The following is a 15,897-nucleotide window of genomic DNA, read 5'->3' on the forward strand; positions in this document are numbered from 1 at the left end:
TCATGGATTTCAAACTGACACAAGAGCAGCTGATGCTGCAGGACACCACTGCGCGCCTGGTGCGTGACGCTTATGGTTTCGAACAGCGCGAACAGGCACGCAACAGTGCGTGTGGCTTCAGTGCCTCGTTCATGCAGCAGCTGGGCGAGCTTGGCCTGTGCGCAGTGCCATTCGCCGAGGTCTATGGTGGTTTCGGCGGCAGCGGCGTCGATAACCAGGTGGTCATGACCGAGCTGGGGCGGGGGCTTTGTCTTGAGCCTTTTTTACAATCGGTGATTTACGCCGGTGGCCTGGTGGCCCACCTCGGAACCGAGGCGCAAAAACAGGCGTTGTTGCCACAGGTGGGCAGCGCAAGCCTGCAGTTGGCCGTTGCCCTTGAGGAACCGCAGAGCCATTACCAGCTGGACGATGTACAAACCGTGGCGACGCCCGTTGACGGCGGCTGGAGGCTTGAAGGGCGCAAGTCGGTGGTGGTTGGGGGCCAGAGTGCCGGGCTGATCGTGGTGTCGGCGCGCAGCAGTGATGGGATCAGTCTGTTTTTGCTTGATCCGCAGGCGGCAGGTGTACGCCGTCGGTCGTTTGCAACCTTTGATGGGCGTAGGGCGTGTGAGCTTTATCTGGACGGGGTGTTTGTCGAGGCAGATGCGCTGCTGGGCGAGCCGGGCGGCGGCCTAGCGGCACTGCGCTATCAGCAAGGGCGGGCGATTGCGGCGCAGTGCGCCGAAGCGGTGGGCAGTATGGAAGCGGCTTGTGCGCTTACCCTCGACTACCTGAAGACGCGCCAGCAGTTCGGCCAGCCGATCGGCAAGTTCCAGGTGTTGCAGCATCGCATGGTGGATATGCGCATCGAGTTGGACCAGGCCACTTCAATGGCGCTGCTTGCGGCCTGCGTGGCGGACCAGCCTGACAGCGAAGCGCGCAGCCGGACGCTTGCGGCGGCCAAGTTCATCGTCAGTCGGGCCAGTCGATTTGTGGCGGACCAGGGTATTCAGCTGCATGGGGGAATCGGCCTGACCTGGGAGTACATGCTCTCGCACCATGCCAAGCATTTGTTGATGGTGGCGCGGCAGTTTGGTGATGATGACCATCACCTGCAGGTGTTCGCCGAGCTGATGTAAAACGCCACCCGGTAGGAGCGGGCTTGCCCCGCGATAGTAAGCATATCCATTTGCGCTGGTGGCGCTGAATCACCTGTCCGACTTTACGGCGGGTCCCTTTGGCAGTCGCCGGTGTGCCGGCCCAGCCCAAACGGACGCAAAAGGCTCACCCCACCAGGGGCCCTGGGAGGGCTCAACCCTGGGGGTGACAAACCAGGGCGGCGCCGTTGATTTCGGCGCCGTCCGTCGTTTCTTTGCCGTCCGCTACCGCCATGCTGTCGGCCCCCAGCACTGCCGCTCGATTGAAGGCCATGCGCAAGGTCTCGTCGGGATCGCTACCTTGTACGGTGAACATCGAAAGGAGGTTGCAGTGCTGCGATGAAGCGGCCGTCACCAGGTCGACTTTGGCCCCGGCTTCGGTCAGTTGCGTGGAGCAGCCGCCAACGAGCGCTGCGGCGAAGCAGGCGGCGAATGTCATTAGCGCCTTAGGCATGGTCCGTATCCTTTTGATCAGCGGGTCGGCAGCGCCTACACAGGCGCGCTGTACAATGGCCGGACCTATTGTAGTTGCCAAGACCGGCAGGAGCACACATGACAATCGACTGGAGCCACTTCACCCCCTGGACAGCCTTGATGGGCGGCGTGTTGATTGGCGTGGCCGTCAGCCTGTTTGCGCTGGTCAATGGCCGTGTCGCTGGCATCAGCGGATTGCTGGGCAGCGTGTTGCAGCCAGGGAGCGAAGGGCGAGGGGAGAAGGCGCTGTTTGTTCTCGGCGTTCTGCTTTCGCCCTTGCTGTGGTGGTTGTGGGCAGGGCCGGTGCAGGTGGAATTCGAGACCCCTGTGTGGGGGCTGGTCGTGGCCGGGCTGCTGGTTGGTCTGGGCACCCGTTATGCAGCCGGTTGCACCAGTGGTCATGGCGTGTGCGGCCTTGCACGGTTGTCCCCACGCTCATTGCTGGCGACGCTGTGCTTCATGGCCAGCGGTTTTGCCGTGGTGTTCATGGTTCGTCATGTGTGGGGGGCTTGAACATGCGCGGCGTGATGGCGGTGGTGGCAGGGTTGTTGTTTGGTCTTGGCCTGTTGCTGGCCGGCATGGCTGATCCTGCCAAGGTGCTGGGATTTCTTGACCTGGCGGGGCGGTGGGATCCGTCCCTCGGGCTGGTGATGGTGGGGGCGACCGGGGCTGCGCTGGTGCCGATGCAGTGGAGCAAGCGCCACACCCGCTCGTTGCTTGGCCTGCCGATGCGCATGCCGGTTGCCCGGGAACTGGATCGGCGCTTGATCATCGGTAGCCTGGTGTTCGGCGTGGGCTGGGGGATCGCCGGGATCTGCCCCGGGCCTTCTTTGGCCCTGGTGTTGAGCGGGAACTGGCAGGTGCTGTTCTTTGTCGCGGCGATGCTGCTGGGGATGGGGGTGTTTGGCCTGGTAGAGCGGGCGCAGGGTCGTTAGCGGCTACGAGGTCTGTTTCGGGTCGTACGGTTGGCCCGATTTCAGCGCACCCGCCGATTGGACCGGTAGGAGCGGGCTTACCCCGCGATCAATGGTTCAGGCAACACCCATTTCGCTGGCTATACCGGCCTCTCGGGGGGCAAGCCCGCTCCGACCCTGGGGTCGCGATTTGAGCCGGCTGCCCGTAACCCAGTGGCTACCAGCCCTTGACCCCATGCATGTCCGGTAGTTTGTGAGCGATGCCCTTGTGGCAATCGATGCACGTGGCTTCACCCTTGGCCAGCGAGGTGGAGTGCATGGCCGCCGCGCGTTTGCTCTGGCGGGTGAAGTCCATGAATTCGAAGTTGTGACAGTTGCGACACTCCCGTGAGTCATTGGCCTTGAGCCGCGCCCACTCGTGCTCGGCCAGCTCCCGGCGCAAGGCAACGAATTTGTCGCGGGTGTCGATGGTGCCGAATAGCTTGCCCCACACTTCCTTGGATGCTTGCATCTTGCGTGCGATCTTGTGGGTCCACTCGTGGGGCACATGGCAATCCGGGCAACTGGCGCGCACGCCGGAGCGGTTGGTGTAGTGGATGGTTTCCTTGAGTTCGACAAAGACGTTGTCGCGCATCTCGTGGCACGACACACAGAACTTTTCCGTGTTGGTCGCTTCAAGCGCCGTGTTGAAGCCACCCCAGAAGATGATCCCGGCGATGAAGCCACCCAGGGTCAGGAAGCCCAGGCTGAAGTACACGCTGGGTCGACAGAGGATGCCCCAGTACTCCTTGAGCAGGGCGAACAGTGCTTTCATGGCGACTCCTCAAGGTTTGGCGTTGGCGTCGTCTTGCAGGATCTTGTCGATGGTTTCAAACGTGTTGCCCACCAGCGGTTTCACTTCTTTTTGCGGGACATGGCACTGGTTGCAGAAGTAGCGGCGCGGCGACACCGCCGCCAGTGCCTGGCCGTCGCGGTCCATGTAGTGAGTGATACTGATCATGGTGGCCTGGCTGCGGGCGCTGTTGGCCCGACTGTGACACGACAGGCACTTGTTGCCGTTGATGTCGATCTGGTAGCCGCGAATGCTGTGGGGAATGGTCGGCGGTTGGTCGGGGTAGTTGCGCTCGCGCTTGAGGTCCTTGTTTTCATCGTTGGCAATGACCGGCGCTGGCATGTTCTGGGTCAGGGTGCCGCCGGGGCGGCGCCCGTCCGGCCCGGGTGCGTCGAGCGGGTAGTCGACTTCGGCGGCGATCACCACGCCAATGGCAGCGAGCAGGCACAACGGCAGGATGCGTAGATTCATGACGGTGCTCCTCAGGCCACGCTGATCAACTCGATTCGTATGGCGCATTTCTTGTAGTCGGTCTGCTTGGAGATCGGGTCGGTGGCATCGAGCGTGACCTTGTTGATCAGCTTGTTGGCATCGAAGAACGGCACGAACACCAGCCCGCGCGGTGGCTTGTTGCGCCCGCGGGTTTCGATGCGCGCACGGATCTCGCCACGGCGGCTGATGACCTTCACTTCGCTGCCACGCCGGGCATTCAAAGCCTTGGCGTCGTCCGGGTGCATGTACACCAGGGCGTCGGGTACGGCTTTGTACAGCTCCTCGACGCGCTGGGTCATGCTGCCGGTGTGCCAGTGCTCCAGCACCCGCCCGGTGCTCAGCCAGAACGGGTAGTCCTTGTCGGGCGCCTCGGCTGGCGGCTCGTAGGGCAGGGCGAAGATGATCGCCTTCTTGTCCGGGTAGCCATAGAACTGCACGCCAGAACCGGCCTGGACATAGGGGTCGAGTCCTTCGCGATAGCGCCAGCGGGTTTCCTTGCCGTCGACCACTGGCCAGCGCAGCCCGCGTTCGCTGTGGTAGCGGTCGAAAGTGGCCAGGTCATGACCGTGGCCGCGACCGAACTGGGCGTATTCCTCGAACAGGCCCTTTTGCAGGTAGAAGCCAAACGCCTTGGCCTCATCGTTCTTGAAGCCGGCCTCCAGTTGCTCGACGGGAAACTGGTCGACCTGGCCGTTCTTGTACAGCACCTCGAACAGGGTCTTGCCTTTGAGTTCAGGCGCCTTGGCCAGCAACTCGGCAGGCCAGACTTCATCAGTAGTAAAGCGTTTGGAGAACTCCACCAATTGCCACAGGTCCGACTTGGCATCACCCGGCGCGCTCACCAATTGGTGCCAGAACTGTGTACGGCGCTCGGCATTGCCGAAGGCACCTTCCTTTTCCACCCACATTGCGCTGGGCAGGATCAGGTCGGCGGCCTGGGCCGAGACCGTGGGGTAGACGTCGGAGACAATCACGAAGTTTTCCGGCTTGCGCCAGCCGGGCAATACCTCCTGCATGATGTTGGGGCCGGCATGCATGTTGTTGCTGGCCTGTGTCCAATACACGTTGAGCACGCCATCCTTGAGCATGCGGCTCTGTTGCACGGCATGGAACCCGACCTTTTCCTGGATAGTGCCGGCCGGCAGCTTCCAGATCTTCTCGGCGGTGGCGCGGTGCTTGGGGTTGGTCACCACCAGGTCCGCCGGCAGGCGGTGGGAGAACGTCCCGACCTCTCGCGCGGTGCCACAGGCCGAAGGCTGGCCGGTGAGGGAGAAGGGGCTGTTGCCAGGTTCGCTGATCTTGCCGGTGAGCAAGTGGATGTTGTAGATCAGGTTGTTGGCCCACACCCCACGGGTGTGCTGGTTGAAGCCCATGGTCCAGAACGACACCACCTTGCGCTTGGGGTCGGCATACAGTTCGGCCAGGGCCTTGAGCCGTTCGGCGGGCACCCCGGTTTCCTGGGCGGTGCGCTCCAGGGTGTAGGGCCTGACGAACGCGGCGAATTGTTCGAAGTCGATGTCGCTCCAGGTGTTGGCCTTGTCGGCGTTCTTGGCTTTGGCCTCCAGCGGGTTGTCCGGCCGCAGGCCATAGCCGATGTCATCGGCACCCTTGGCAAAGCGGGTGTGCTTGCTGACGAAATCCTTGTTGACCGCACCACTCTCGATGATGTGATTGGCGATGTAGTTGAGGATCAACAAGTCGGTCTGCGGCTTGAACACCATGGGGATGTCGGCCAGCTCGAAGCTGCGGTGCTCGAAGGTCGACAGTACCGCGACCTTGACCTGGGGCTGGCTGAGGCGCCGGTCGGTGACCCGGCTCCAGAGTATCGGGTGCATTTCGGCCATGTTCGAGCCCCAGAGCACGAAGGCGTCGGTGGCTTCGATGTCGTCGTAGCAGCCCATCGGCTCGTCCATGCCGAAGGTGCGCATGAAGCCCATGACCGCCGAGGCCATGCAATGGCGGGCGTTGGGATCGATGTTGTTGCTGCGAAAACCGGCCTTCATCAGTTTGTTGGCGGCGTAGCCTTCCCACACCGTCCATTGCCCGGAGCCGAACATGCCCACCGCTTCCGGGCCTTTGTTCTTCAACGCCTCTTTGAACTTGGCCTCCATGATGTCGAAGGCCTTTTCCCAACTGATGGGCTGGAACTCGCCCTGTTTGTCGTACTGGCCGTTTTTCATGCGCAGCAGTGGCTGGGTCAGGCGATCGTTGCCGTACATGATCTTGGACAGAAAGTAGCCCTTCACGCAGTTGAGCCCGCGGTTGACCTCGGCCTTGACGTCGCCGTGGGTGGCCACGACCTTGTTGTCGCGGGTGGCGACCATCACACTGCAGCCGGTGCCGCAGAAGCGGCAGGGCGCCTTGTTCCAGTCCAGGGTGACCATGTCGGCTTCGGTGATCAGGTTGCTGGCGGTGGTGTAGATCGGCAGGCCGGCCGCAGCGGCGGCAATGGCGGCTGCCTGGGCCTTGGCGAATTCACGGCGGGTCATGCTCATTGGGACGCTCCTGCAGGGTCGAGGAGTTCGTGATAGATCAACGCCGCATTCAGTACGCCGGGCAAGTTGTTGATCTGTTCGATGCAGTGAAGAATCTGTGTTTCATCACGGGCTTCAAGTACCACCACTAACTTTCCCACGGCACTTTGTTGATGCAGTTCAAGCCCTTCGAGCAGGCGCAAGTTGGCTTTTACCGCTTCAAGCAATTCAGGGCGGGCAAGTACGACAAGACTGGCGATATGCAACATTTCGTCCATGGGCTGGCTCCAATAGACGCGCTAGGGGGAGGTCTATCCGTTGGGCGGCCCAGGCGGGCCGTAGAGCATTTGCAAAAACCAGATGATGAAGCCGTAGCCGCCGACGATGGCCACCGACAGCAAGGGAAAGAGGAAGGCGACAAGAAAGATGAACAACTTGGCTTCCTTGCGGCGCGTGGTTTTTTGTTCTTCAGCCAATGACATGGAATGTTCTCCAGCCGAACTGTTGATTGAGCGTAGATCAACAGGTGGATAGGGTTTGCGGATAAAAGCGCAGGGCGACCGACGGCCCGTTGACCCAGGTCATTAATGGAGAAGATAACTAAGCGCCGACAGCAAACGATAATAATAACAATTATAATTCACTGGCTTTTCATGGTCCTGAATAGGCAATAAGTGCTGGTCTATACTCCAGCCGCCTTACCCGCAGCGAGTCATCGGAGTGCCCCGCCAAATGGATGTCCCTTCCAAACCGAAATCCACACTCAATCCACCGGTTTTCTACACCAGTGCGCTGCTGATCGCGTTGATCGTGCTGTACACGGTGATCTTCCAGGACCAGGCGCAGGCGGTGTTCGGCCAGGTCCAGCAGTGGATCCTGATCAACGCCAGCTGGTTCTACATCCTGGCCGTGGCATTGATCCTGATCAGCGTGGTGTTCCTGGCAGTCAGTCGTTATGGCGATATCAAGCTGGGCCCGGACCACAGCGAACCGACCTACCGCAACAGCAGTTGGTTTGCGATGCTGTTTTCTGCCGGCATGGGCATTGGCCTGATGTTCTTCGGTGTGGCGGAGCCGGTAATGCACTTCACTTCTCCGCCCGTGGGCGAGGGCGGTACGGTGGAAGCGGCGCGCGAGGCGATGAAGATCACCTTTTTCCATTGGGGCCTGCACGCCTGGGCGATCTACGCGATTGTCGCGTTGATCCTGGCGTACTTCAGCTTTCGCCACGGGCTGCCGCTGACCCTGCGCTCGGCGCTCTATCCGCTGATCGGTGAGCGGATCTACGGGCCGATCGGCCATATGGTCGATATTTTCGCCATTCTGGGCACGGTGTTCGGTGTCGCGACATCGCTGGGCTATGGCGTGCTGCAGATTAACAGCGGCTTTCACCTGCTGTTCGGTCTTCCGGTCAACGTCACGGTGCAAGTGGCGCTGATCGCCGTGACCTGCGCCCTGGCCACACTGTCGGTGGCCAGCGGCCTGGACAAGGGCATTCGCATCCTATCGGAGCTCAACCTGGGCCTGGCCATTGTGCTGATGCTGTTCGTGCTGCTGCTGGGGCCCACCGTGTTCCTGCTGCAGACCTACGTGCAGAACACCGGTGCTTACCTGTCGGACATCGTCAACAAGACCTTCAACCTCTATGCCTATCAGCCGACCGACTGGATCGGTGGCTGGACCTTGCTGTACTGGGGCTGGTGGCTGTCGTGGTCGCCGTTCGTGGGGTTGTTCATCGCGCGTATCTCGCGCGGCAGGACCATTCGCGAGTTCGTCTGCGGCGTATTGTTCGTGCCGGCCGGCTTCACCTTGTTGTGGATGACTGTGTTTGGTGATTCGGCCATCCATATGATCTTCAACGACGGAGTGAAGGAGTTGGCCGCTGCCATCGACAAGGACACATCACTGGCGTTGTTCGAGTTTCTCAAGCACTTTCCGTTTTCAGGGGTGGTGTCATTTGTCGCGGTGCTGATGGTGGTGGTGTTCTTCGTCACCTCGGCCGACTCGGGGGCATTGGTAGTCGATATGCTGGCGTCGTCGGGGCAGCAGGCTTCGCCGCTGTGGCAGCGGATTTTCTGGTCGGTGAGCATTGGCGTGGTGGCCATTACGCTGTTGCTGGCCAAGGGCCTTGAGGCCCTGCAGACCGCCACCATTGCCACCGCCTTGCCGTTCTCGATGATCTTGCTGGCGTCGATCTGGGGCTTGTTCAAGGCCCTGAACCTGGATGCCACTCGCCGTGGCCTGCGCCATCAGGCGCTGCCGTCGGCCCGCCACGCCAAGCAGTCCCATGGCAGTTGGCAGCGACGCTTGCGCAGCATCGCGATGATGCCGCGCAGGGCCCATGTGAGCCGCTTCATTGACGAGGTGGTGAAGCCAGCGTTCGATGAGGTGGCTGCGGAGTTGCGCAAGCAGGGTTACGAGGTGTCGGTGAATGCGGAGAAGGAGGGTGTGATAGCGCTGGACCTGGAGCACGCCGGCGAAGGCCGCTTTTTGTATGAGGTGCGCACCCGCGCGTTTTCTACGCCGGGCTTTATCCTGCGCGACCTGGATGAAGGATCGGATGGGCGCAAGTACTTCCGTGCCGAAGTGCATCTGCGTGAGGGCGGGCAGGACTACGACATCATGGGTTGGAGCCGTGAAGATGTGATCGGTGACATCCTCGATCAGTACGAACGGCACCTGCATTACTTGCATGTGGTGCGATAAACCCACCCTTGTTGGCAGTAAGCAGCTGTTTACACTGATATTTTTTGCAGAGGGGGCTTCCCAGGGCGCATTAATGTTGGTAAATTTACGCGCATTCTTGCACAGGCCATCACGTAGCCGACTGCAAGGGCTACAGGGGCGTCGCCAAGCGGTAAGGCAGCAGGTTTTGATCCTGCCATGCGTTGGTTCGAATCCAGCCGCCCCTGCCATATTCTCAAGAGCACCCCGGTCGTTCAGCAGCAACAGCTGCCAGAACGCCGGGGTGTTCCTGTTTCTGCCTCTCTCGTTCTTGACCCGTGCAGACCAGCACGGCGCCCTCACAGCGCCGTGCTGGCCCGTCGCTTAGTGAGGCGCGCGCGGGATGGTCTTGAGCAGGTCTTCAGGGCTGATGTGGCCTACCACTTGTTGCACGCTGCCGGGTTGCGGCAGGTCGAGGATGTGGCCTTTCATCTTGCCGATCACGTGCATCTCGCACGGCTTGCAGTCGAACTTCAGCGTCAGCACCTCATCGCCATGTACCAGCTGCATCGGCGCAACCTTGGTACGCACGCCGGTCACGCCCTTGGCCTGCTTGGGGCACAGGTTGAAGGAGAAGCGCAGGCAGTGCTTGGTGATCATCACCGGTACTTCGCCGGTTTCCTCGTGTGCCTCGTAGGCCGCATCGATCAGCTTGACGCCGTGGCGGTGGTAGAAGTCGCGGGCCTTCTGGTTGTACACGTTGGCCAGGAACGACAGGTGCGACTCGGGGTATACCGGCGCAGGATCGGTCTCGGCCTTGCGCGCGCCGCGTGGGTGGGCGGCAACGCGGGCGGTAGTGAGGGCCTCGATCACTTCGCGGCGCAAGGCCTTGAGTTGCGAGTTGGGGATGAAGTACGCCTGCGGTGCATCGAGCTTGATGTCGGTGGCGTGGTATTGGGTGGTACCCAACTGGCCGAGCAGGTCGTGCAGTTGCTCAAGCGCCTGCTCCGGCTTGTTGGCCGCGCCGAACGGGCCGTCCAGCGAGACACTGGCGTTGACGCCTTCCTCGCTGGTGGCGGTCAACTGCAGGCGGTCTTCGCGCAGCTGCGCCACCCAGGTCAGGCCCACACGGCGCTCGGCAGAGGTCTTCTGCAGGGCTTGCTGCCAATTGTGGTCCAGGTTGCGGCTCAGCGGATGGTTGGGGCGCAGTTGCAGGCCCTTGGGCATCTCGTTGGGCTCTACGCGATAGCGGTAGCGTTTCTCGCCGTCTTCATCGAACTCGCCCTTGGGCTCGGCGATATTGGCGCGAAAGCCCACCACTTCACGTTTGACCAGCACGTTGAGACCGTCGCCATTGGACAGCGGCTCATGGGTGACGACCATCAGGTCGCGCTTGCCGACTTTCTCTACCACGCCCACCGGCAGGCCGGTGAAGGTTGGCGAGTCGAAGGCGCCGATGTCGATCTTGCGCTCGCTGACAAAGTAGTCGGTGCTGCCGCGGTGGAAGGTCTTGTCCGGGTCGGGCAGGAAGAAATGCGCGGTGCGGCCGCTGGAGGCGCGGGCCAGGTCCGGGCGGTCTTCGAGGATTTCGTCCAGGCGCTGGCGGTAGTAGGCGGTGATGTTCTTCACATAGCCCATGTCCTTGTAGCGGCCTTCGATCTTGAACGAGCGCACGCCGGCCTCGACCAGGGCGCGCAGGTTGGCGCTCTGGTTGTTGTCCTTCATCGACAGCAGGTGCTTTTCGTAGGCGATCACGCCGCCTTTTTCGTCCTTGAGGGTGTACGGCAGGCGGCAGGCCTGGGAGCAATCGCCACGGTTGGCACTGCGGCCGGTCTGGGCGTGGGAAATGTTGCACTGGCCGGAGAAGGCCACACACAGCGCGCCGTGGATGAAGAACTCGATGGCGGCATCGGTTTCATCGGCAATGGCGCGGATTTCCTTGAGGTTGAGCTCGCGGGCCAGTACCAGTTGCGAGAAACCGGCCTGGTCGAGGAACTTGGCCCGGCCAAGGGTACGGATATCGGTCTGGGTGCTGGCGTGCAGTTCGATCGGCGGAATGTCCAGTTCCATCACACCCAGGTCCTGGACGATCAGCGCGTCGACGCCGGCATCGTAGAGCTGGTGGATCAGCTTGCGGGCCGGTTCCAGCTCGTTGTCGTGCAGGATGGTGTTGATGGTGGTGAAGATGCGGGCGTGGTAGCGCCGGGCGAACTCGACCAGCTGGGCGATTTCGCTCACCTCGTTGCAGGCGTTGTGGCGCGCACCAAAGCTTGGGCCACCGATGTACACGGCGTCGGCGCCATGCAGGATGGCCTCGCGGGCGATGGCCACATCGCGGGCAGGGCTGAGCAGTTCAAGATGATGTTTGGGCAGGGACATGGTTTTTTTAGTCAGGCTGTCACGGTCAAGGCGCGCATTGTAGCGGCGAAACGTGGGGAGGGCACTCGAATGCTGCCCGGTGGTGCAGGGGGGCTTCTTGCCGGAGCTGCTGCCGCCAGGCTGCGTTCGACTGCAAAGCAGTCGCCATTGCAGAGTAACGGCCGCTGCGCGACCAATCGCAGCCTGGCGGCAGCGGCTACAAGGGGCAGTGCTTCAGGCCTTGGCGGCCATGGCCGTCACTTCCACACGCATGCCTTCGGCGGCCAGGGCTGCCACGCCGACGGCGGCGCGCACTGGCCAGGGCTTGGCGAAGTAGCGCTTGTATACCTCATTGAAGGCCGGGCGGTCGGCCATGTCGGTGAGGTAGATGGTCAGGTGCAGTACGCGGTCCATGGAGCTGCCGGCACGTTCCAGTGCCACCTTGAGCGCCTCAAGGGTGCATTCGCTCTGGGCGGTGATGTCGCCCAGCTCCAGGCTACCGTCGGCACGGGTCGGGATCTGGGTGGAGACCAGCAGGCCGCCGAAGCCGGTCACGTCGCTGGAAATGGAGTCTGCGTCAGGGTCCGGGACGTAGGTGATGTCGTGGTTGGCCATGAGAACCTCGTGTTCAAGGTGAAAAAGGCGCCCAGTCTAATCCCATGGCCAATGCTGTGCTCGGAAATCCTGTTGCCCGGGCAGCGTGCAGGCGCGGGCGCGGGCGCGATCACTTGAGCCAGGCGGTGAATTGTTCCTTGCAGTATTCGACGAACAATTGCGCAGGCTTGGTCAGTTGGGCTCGCTTCAACCATCCGGCCACCAGCCCGGAGCCAGTGACATCTTCAGCCAGCTCCACGCACACCACCTCCTGGCCGTCGTAGGTGCAGGTCAGGTTCGGGCGGGTCACCAGCAAGGCAAAGCCGAAGCCCTGGCCGACCATGCCGCGAACCATCTCGATCGAAGGCGAGCTGAAGACGATGTTGGGGGTCAGTTGCAGTTCTTCGAAGATACTCACGAAGTAGGTACGGCTGGGCTGTACGTCCAGCAGGATCATCGGCTCCAGGGCCAGGTCACGCAGCGACACCTGGGCTTGGCCGGCAAAGCGGTGTCCGACCGGCACCAGGGCATAGGGACGTTGCGGCGCCATGAGCGCTTCGGTTTCGATGGTGCTGTCCAGGTCATGGTCGTAGAAAATCGCCAGGTCGAAACGCCCACCGGTCAGGCCTTGCACCAGTTCCTGCTGCTCGCCGTCCTGGAGGCGGATCTCCACCCCGGGGAAGCGTTCATGAAAGCCCTTGATCAGGCGCGGCAGGTAGAGTGGGGCGACGGTCTCGAAGCAGCCGATGTCGATCTGCCCGCACACCACATCATTGTCGGCCAGTGCGTTCTGCTCGAACTCCCGGGCCATGCGCAGCAGTTCCTGGGCCTTGCGGTAGAAGCGGGCGCCACTGGGTGTGAGCGAGACACCCTGGGCATGATGGCGGATGAACAGCTGCACGCCGAAGCTGTCCTCAAGGCCCTTGATCGCGGTGGAAATCGACGGTTGCGCGATGTACAGCTTGCGCGATGCTTCGGCCACGCTGCCGCATTCGACGGTGGTGACGAAGTACTTCAACTGACGCAAGGTATAGGACGCCACAGCGTACCTCTGGCTGATTGTTTTGCTACACGATACCCCGCCGGGCGCTGTGTCCTACAGCGGATTTTGCTGGGCACTGAGCATATTTTCGCTGGGCAACCATTGATCGCCTCGACGGCACGCGGTGTGGTGGTGCCGTTCCAACGCATACGGCCAGGATTTCACCCGGCCGGATTCTCGAGGTATCTGCCATGAGCACTCCACGTCCTGAAGATGATCCGCTCTGGAAGGATCCGCTGAACAATCCGCAACGCGAACATGACCCGGTCACCGACCCCAATGTCGACGGTGATCCGCAACGGCGCGAGCATCCGCAGGATGTCGAGCGTGTGCCGGATGATCCGGATCTTGACGACCGGCTGCCTGAACCGGATCAACCAACGCCGTTGTCGGATGATCGCCGTTGATCGTGGGGCAAGCCCGCTCCCGCAATCCCCCGGGTAGCTCGCGTGGAAGCGGGCTTGCCCTGCGAAAATCCACCCACCGTTCCATCCATGCAACGCTCTGAAATGCTGCTGCCGCTTCCGCCCGCCCATCACTGTGACTAAGGTAAGTAACACGGTGTGTCGAGGGAGCGGTATGCAACCACTGATCAACTATTTCCGGATGGTCCTGCACCCAGGGCCGGACACGTTTCGTTTCGCCCTGCGAACCATCGTCGCCTGCTTGCTGACGTTGTACCTGGCGTTTGTCTTCGACCTCGACCAACCCAAGTGGTCGATCATGGCCGTGTTCATCGTCAGCCAGCCGCTGGGTGGCATGACCCTGCAGCGCAGTTTCGCCCAAGTGGTCGGTACGACCGTGGGGGCTGCGGTGGCGGTGCTGATCATGGTGCTGTTTCCCCAGGCGCCCGTGCCTTTTATCGTCACCCTGGCACTATGGCTGGCACTGTGTACTGCCGGGGGCACCCTGCTGCGCTACACCAGTTCCCATGCCTTTGTACTCAGCGGATTCACCGCCGTGGTGGTGGCCATGCTGGCAATTCCCGAACAGGGCAACACCCTCATGCTGGCCATTACCCGGCTCACCGAAACCTTGCTTGCGGTGGCTTGCGTGTGCGCCGTCAGCCTGCTCGGCGCCCGGCCCCAGGCGGTGGCCACGGGGTATTTCGCCAAAGTCGACAACCTGATCAAACTGATGGCCGCCCACGCGGCAGCGGCCATTCGCGGTGAAGAAACCAGCGCCGCGTTCAGTCAGCGACAAATGCAGATTCTCGGTGAGATCAGCGCCCTGGAAGGATTGCGCCGCCACCTGTACTTCGACGCTCCGCACTTGCGTGGTGCCAACGGGCTGGTGCAGTTGCTGGGCAACCAGTTGGTGCTGCTCAGTTCGCGCCTGACTGTACTGCGCAATCAAAAGCTGATGATTGCCGAGCGCTGGCAGGGCGCGTACCCCGATTTCATCAGTCGCCTGCTCACTGACGAACTGGCCTTTCTCGATCAATTGGCGCAACAGGGCAGGGCCATGCCGGCCAGCGCCCGCGAACACTTCAGCGCCTTGCAACGTCGTTTCGACCAGGCCGCCCTGCAGGCAGAACAACTGCAGCACGACCTGCCGCCGACCCTGCGCTCGCTCGCCTGGGCCCTGCGCTGGGAACAGGCGCGCTTGCTGGAGCAACTGGGCGAAATGCTCGAGCTGAGCGACGCCATCCAGGAAGGGCGTGCAGGCGACTGTGTCTACCGCCAGCCGCTGACCAACCCGCTGCACCTGGATTTTCGCCTGGCGGCGATGAACGCCAGCCGTGCCTTCATCGCCTTGCTGGTCGCCGGCTTGATCTGGATCGAAACGGCTTGGGACGGCGCCCGCGCCGGCGTGATCCTGGTCGGCATCCTGTGTTCGCTGATGGCGACCTTCCCACGCCCCTTGATGGCGGCTCAAAACTACATGCGCGGGTTGGGCATGGCCTTGCTGGTGTCGGCGTTGTACCAGTTCTGGCTGATTCCCCAAGTGGTGGACTTCGAGATGCTCGCATTGTTGCTGCTGCCGTTGCTGTATGTGGTCGCCGTGGGGCTTTCTACCCCGATGACCGCCGGCATCGGCATGGGCCTGGGCCTGTCCAGCTTCCTGCTGTTCGGGCCGCAGAACATCGGTGCCTGGCAGAACACCGCGATCCAGTGGTTCGAGTTCGCCGGCGCCTATATCTGTGGTGGGGTACTGTCGCTGCTGGTGTACGCCTGGCTGTTTCCGTTCAACCCGCAATTGCGCATTGAGCGGTTGTTCCGCGAGACCCGCGAGCAGGTCTACGCCTTGCTCAAGGGGCCCGCCAGCGATGAGCGGCAGTTTGCCTTCGAAAGCCGCATGGTCGACCGCCTGACCCTGATCCTGGGTTTGCTGCCGGCCACCCAGGATGCGCGCTCCAAGGCGCTGTTCGAGGTCAACCTGGCATGCATGGCCCTTGGCGTGGCCCTGCGCCAGTTGCAGGAGCAGGGCCGCAGCAACCTGCTGTTGGCCGAGGCGACCCGCGAACGTCTTGAACAGGTGCTACGCAACACCGGTCGCTATGTGGCCGGGCGCACTCGGGGCCAATTACCCGCATTGCTCGAAACCCTGCAGGTGTTGGGTGAGGACCTCGATACGCTGCACAGCGAACAGTTTGACGCGCCTGCTGAACAACTGCGCTCGCTGTTCAGGATTCGCGTTGCGCTGCTGGTGATTGCCGGGTTCCTGCGTCACTACAGCACCTACCTCGATCCCGCTGCCGAAGGAGAGCCGGCCCTTGCCCATTGATTTCGAGATCGGTGGCGTCTACCTGCCACCGATTGCCCAGGCCTTGTTGCTGGCCGTGCCCTTGTTGTTTGTGCTGCTGTGGTTGTTGCAGCGCCTGGGTGTGATGCAACGGGTGTGGCACCCGGCGTTGTTCGAAGGCGCGCTCTACACCTGCCTTTGTGCCTTGATCATCCTGTTCATGGGGAGTTGA

Annotated in this window: 16 protein-coding genes and 1 tRNA gene; 8 read left to right on the top strand and 9 right to left on the bottom strand. The window is 62.0% G+C overall.

What is annotated here, in order from left to right; genetic code table 11:
- Positions 1-2: 2 nt before the first annotated feature.
- The gene (locus tag H621_RS0119900; RefSeq protein ID WP_028945057.1) at positions 3-1,118 is read left to right on the top strand and encodes an acyl-CoA dehydrogenase family protein; all 1,116 of its coding nucleotides are present in this window, start codon (positions 3-5) and stop codon (positions 1,116-1,118) included.
- Positions 1,119-1,290: 172 nt separating this feature from the next.
- On the opposite strand, the gene H621_RS0119905 is transcribed toward H621_RS0119900, so the two are convergent.
- The gene (locus H621_RS0119905; protein ID WP_051270636.1) at positions 1,291-1,590 is read right to left on the bottom strand and encodes a hypothetical protein; all 300 of its coding nucleotides are present in this window, start codon (positions 1,588-1,590) and stop codon (positions 1,291-1,293) included.
- Positions 1,591-1,688: 98 nt separating this feature from the next.
- Here H621_RS0119905 and H621_RS0119910 point away from each other — a divergent pair, with 98 nt between their 5' ends.
- Complete coding sequence (locus tag H621_RS0119910; RefSeq protein WP_028945059.1) at positions 1,689-2,123, top strand: YeeE/YedE family protein; 435 nt, start codon at positions 1,689-1,691, stop codon at positions 2,121-2,123.
- Between the two features lie 2 nt (positions 2,124-2,125).
- Positions 2,126-2,545, top strand: a complete 420-nt coding sequence (locus tag H621_RS0119915; protein ID WP_028945060.1) for a DUF6691 family protein — start codon at positions 2,126-2,128, stop codon at positions 2,543-2,545.
- Positions 2,546-2,741: 196 nt separating this feature from the next.
- On the opposite strand, the gene H621_RS0119920 is transcribed toward H621_RS0119915, so the two are convergent.
- The 5 genes from H621_RS0119920 to napE are packed head-to-tail and all read right to left on the bottom strand — an operon-like array spanning position 2,742 to position 6,804.
- Entirely contained in the window at positions 2,742-3,338 is a 597-nt protein-coding gene (locus tag H621_RS0119920) for a cytochrome c3 family protein (RefSeq protein ID WP_028945061.1), read from the bottom strand.
- A 9-nt stretch (positions 3,339-3,347) separates the two neighbouring features.
- Positions 3,348-3,827, bottom strand: coding sequence for a nitrate reductase cytochrome c-type subunit (locus H621_RS0119925; protein ID WP_028945062.1), 480 nt, complete (start codon positions 3,825-3,827; stop codon positions 3,348-3,350).
- An 11-nt stretch (positions 3,828-3,838) separates the two neighbouring features.
- Positions 3,839-6,343, bottom strand: a complete 2,505-nt coding sequence (gene napA, locus H621_RS0119930; RefSeq protein WP_028945063.1) for a nitrate reductase catalytic subunit NapA — start codon at positions 6,341-6,343, stop codon at positions 3,839-3,841.
- Entirely contained in the window at positions 6,340-6,600 is a 261-nt protein-coding gene (locus tag H621_RS0119935) for a chaperone NapD (RefSeq protein ID WP_028945064.1), read from the bottom strand. Before H621_RS0119935 ends, napA begins: the two co-directional genes overlap by 4 nt.
- Before the next feature lie 33 nt (positions 6,601-6,633).
- A complete protein-coding gene (gene napE / locus H621_RS0119940) occupies positions 6,634-6,804 on the bottom strand; it encodes a periplasmic nitrate reductase, NapE protein (RefSeq protein WP_028945065.1) in 171 nt (56 codons plus the stop codon).
- A 250-nt stretch (positions 6,805-7,054) separates the two neighbouring features.
- On the opposite strand from napE, the gene betT reads away from it, so the two are divergent.
- Together betT and H621_RS0119950 are read left to right on the top strand one after the other, a co-directional pair.
- On the top strand, positions 7,055-9,028 hold the full coding sequence (betT, locus tag H621_RS0119945; protein ID WP_028945066.1) for a choline BCCT transporter BetT: 1,974 nt from the start codon (positions 7,055-7,057) through the stop codon (positions 9,026-9,028).
- A 134-nt stretch (positions 9,029-9,162) separates the two neighbouring features.
- A tRNA-Gln gene (locus H621_RS0119950) sits at positions 9,163-9,237 on the top strand.
- 133 nt (positions 9,238-9,370) lie between these two features.
- On the opposite strand, the gene H621_RS0119955 is transcribed toward H621_RS0119950, so the two are convergent.
- The 3 genes from H621_RS0119955 to H621_RS0119965 all read right to left on the bottom strand — a co-directional run bounded on the left by H621_RS0119955 (position 9,371) and on the right by H621_RS0119965 (position 12,980).
- The gene (locus H621_RS0119955) at positions 9,371-11,365 is read right to left on the bottom strand and encodes a peptidase U32 family protein (RefSeq protein WP_028945067.1); all 1,995 of its coding nucleotides are present in this window, start codon (positions 11,363-11,365) and stop codon (positions 9,371-9,373) included.
- A gap of 213 nt (positions 11,366-11,578) precedes the next feature.
- Entirely contained in the window at positions 11,579-11,959 is a 381-nt protein-coding gene (locus H621_RS0119960; protein ID WP_028945068.1) for a RidA family protein, read from the bottom strand.
- Positions 11,960-12,068: 109 nt separating this feature from the next.
- Positions 12,069-12,980 carry a LysR family transcriptional regulator gene (locus H621_RS0119965; protein ID WP_028945069.1) on the bottom strand — a complete coding sequence of 304 codons (912 nt, stop codon included), beginning with the start codon at positions 12,978-12,980 and terminating at the stop codon, positions 12,069-12,071.
- Positions 12,981-13,171: 191 nt separating this feature from the next.
- Between H621_RS0119965 and H621_RS28220 the strand changes: the two genes are divergently transcribed.
- The 3 genes from H621_RS28220 (at position 13,172) to H621_RS0119980 (ending at position 15,897) form a co-directional block, all read left to right on the top strand.
- The gene (locus tag H621_RS28220; protein WP_084168007.1) at positions 13,172-13,387 is read left to right on the top strand and encodes a hypothetical protein; all 216 of its coding nucleotides are present in this window, start codon (positions 13,172-13,174) and stop codon (positions 13,385-13,387) included.
- Between the two features lie 172 nt (positions 13,388-13,559).
- Positions 13,560-15,707 carry an FUSC family protein gene (locus H621_RS0119975; protein ID WP_028945071.1) on the top strand — a complete coding sequence of 716 codons (2,148 nt, stop codon included), beginning with the start codon at positions 13,560-13,562 and terminating at the stop codon, positions 15,705-15,707.
- Positions 15,697-15,897, top strand: a complete 201-nt coding sequence (locus tag H621_RS0119980) for a DUF1656 domain-containing protein (protein ID WP_028945072.1) — start codon at positions 15,697-15,699, stop codon at positions 15,895-15,897. The genes H621_RS0119975 and H621_RS0119980 overlap by 11 nt, the downstream gene beginning before the upstream one ends.

The organism is Pseudomonas vranovensis DSM 16006, assembly GCF_000425805.1.
Lineage (GTDB): Bacteria > Pseudomonadota > Gammaproteobacteria > Pseudomonadales > Pseudomonadaceae > Aquipseudomonas > Aquipseudomonas vranovensis.

Bases quoted from the DNA above. Each gene is read 5' to 3' on its own strand.
- H621_RS0119900 (WP_028945057.1), top strand. From the start codon at position 3: ATGGATTTCAAACTGACACAAGAGCAGCTGATGCTGCAGGACACCACT.
- H621_RS0119905 (WP_051270636.1), bottom strand. From the start codon at position 1,590: ATGCCTAAGGCGCTAATGACATTCGCCGCCTGCTTCGCCGCAGCGCTC.
- H621_RS0119910 (WP_028945059.1), top strand. From the start codon at position 1,689: ATGACAATCGACTGGAGCCACTTCACCCCCTGGACAGCCTTGATGGGC.
- H621_RS0119915 (WP_028945060.1), top strand. From the start codon at position 2,126: ATGCGCGGCGTGATGGCGGTGGTGGCAGGGTTGTTGTTTGGTCTTGGC.
- H621_RS0119920 (WP_028945061.1), bottom strand. From the start codon at position 3,338: ATGAAAGCACTGTTCGCCCTGCTCAAGGAGTACTGGGGCATCCTCTGT.
- H621_RS0119925 (WP_028945062.1), bottom strand. From the start codon at position 3,827: ATGAATCTACGCATCCTGCCGTTGTGCCTGCTCGCTGCCATTGGCGTG.
- napA (WP_028945063.1), bottom strand. From the start codon at position 6,343: ATGAGCATGACCCGCCGTGAATTCGCCAAGGCCCAGGCAGCCGCCATT.
- H621_RS0119935 (WP_028945064.1), bottom strand. From the start codon at position 6,600: ATGGACGAAATGTTGCATATCGCCAGTCTTGTCGTACTTGCCCGCCCT.
- napE (WP_028945065.1), bottom strand. From the start codon at position 6,804: ATGTCATTGGCTGAAGAACAAAAAACCACGCGCCGCAAGGAAGCCAAG.
- betT (WP_028945066.1), top strand. From the start codon at position 7,055: ATGGATGTCCCTTCCAAACCGAAATCCACACTCAATCCACCGGTTTTC.
- H621_RS0119955 (WP_028945067.1), bottom strand. From the start codon at position 11,365: ATGTCCCTGCCCAAACATCATCTTGAACTGCTCAGCCCTGCCCGCGAT.
- H621_RS0119960 (WP_028945068.1), bottom strand. From the start codon at position 11,959: ATGGCCAACCACGACATCACCTACGTCCCGGACCCTGACGCAGACTCC.
- H621_RS28220 (WP_084168007.1), top strand. From the start codon at position 13,172: ATGAGCACTCCACGTCCTGAAGATGATCCGCTCTGGAAGGATCCGCTG.
- H621_RS0119975 (WP_028945071.1), top strand. From the start codon at position 13,560: ATGCAACCACTGATCAACTATTTCCGGATGGTCCTGCACCCAGGGCCG.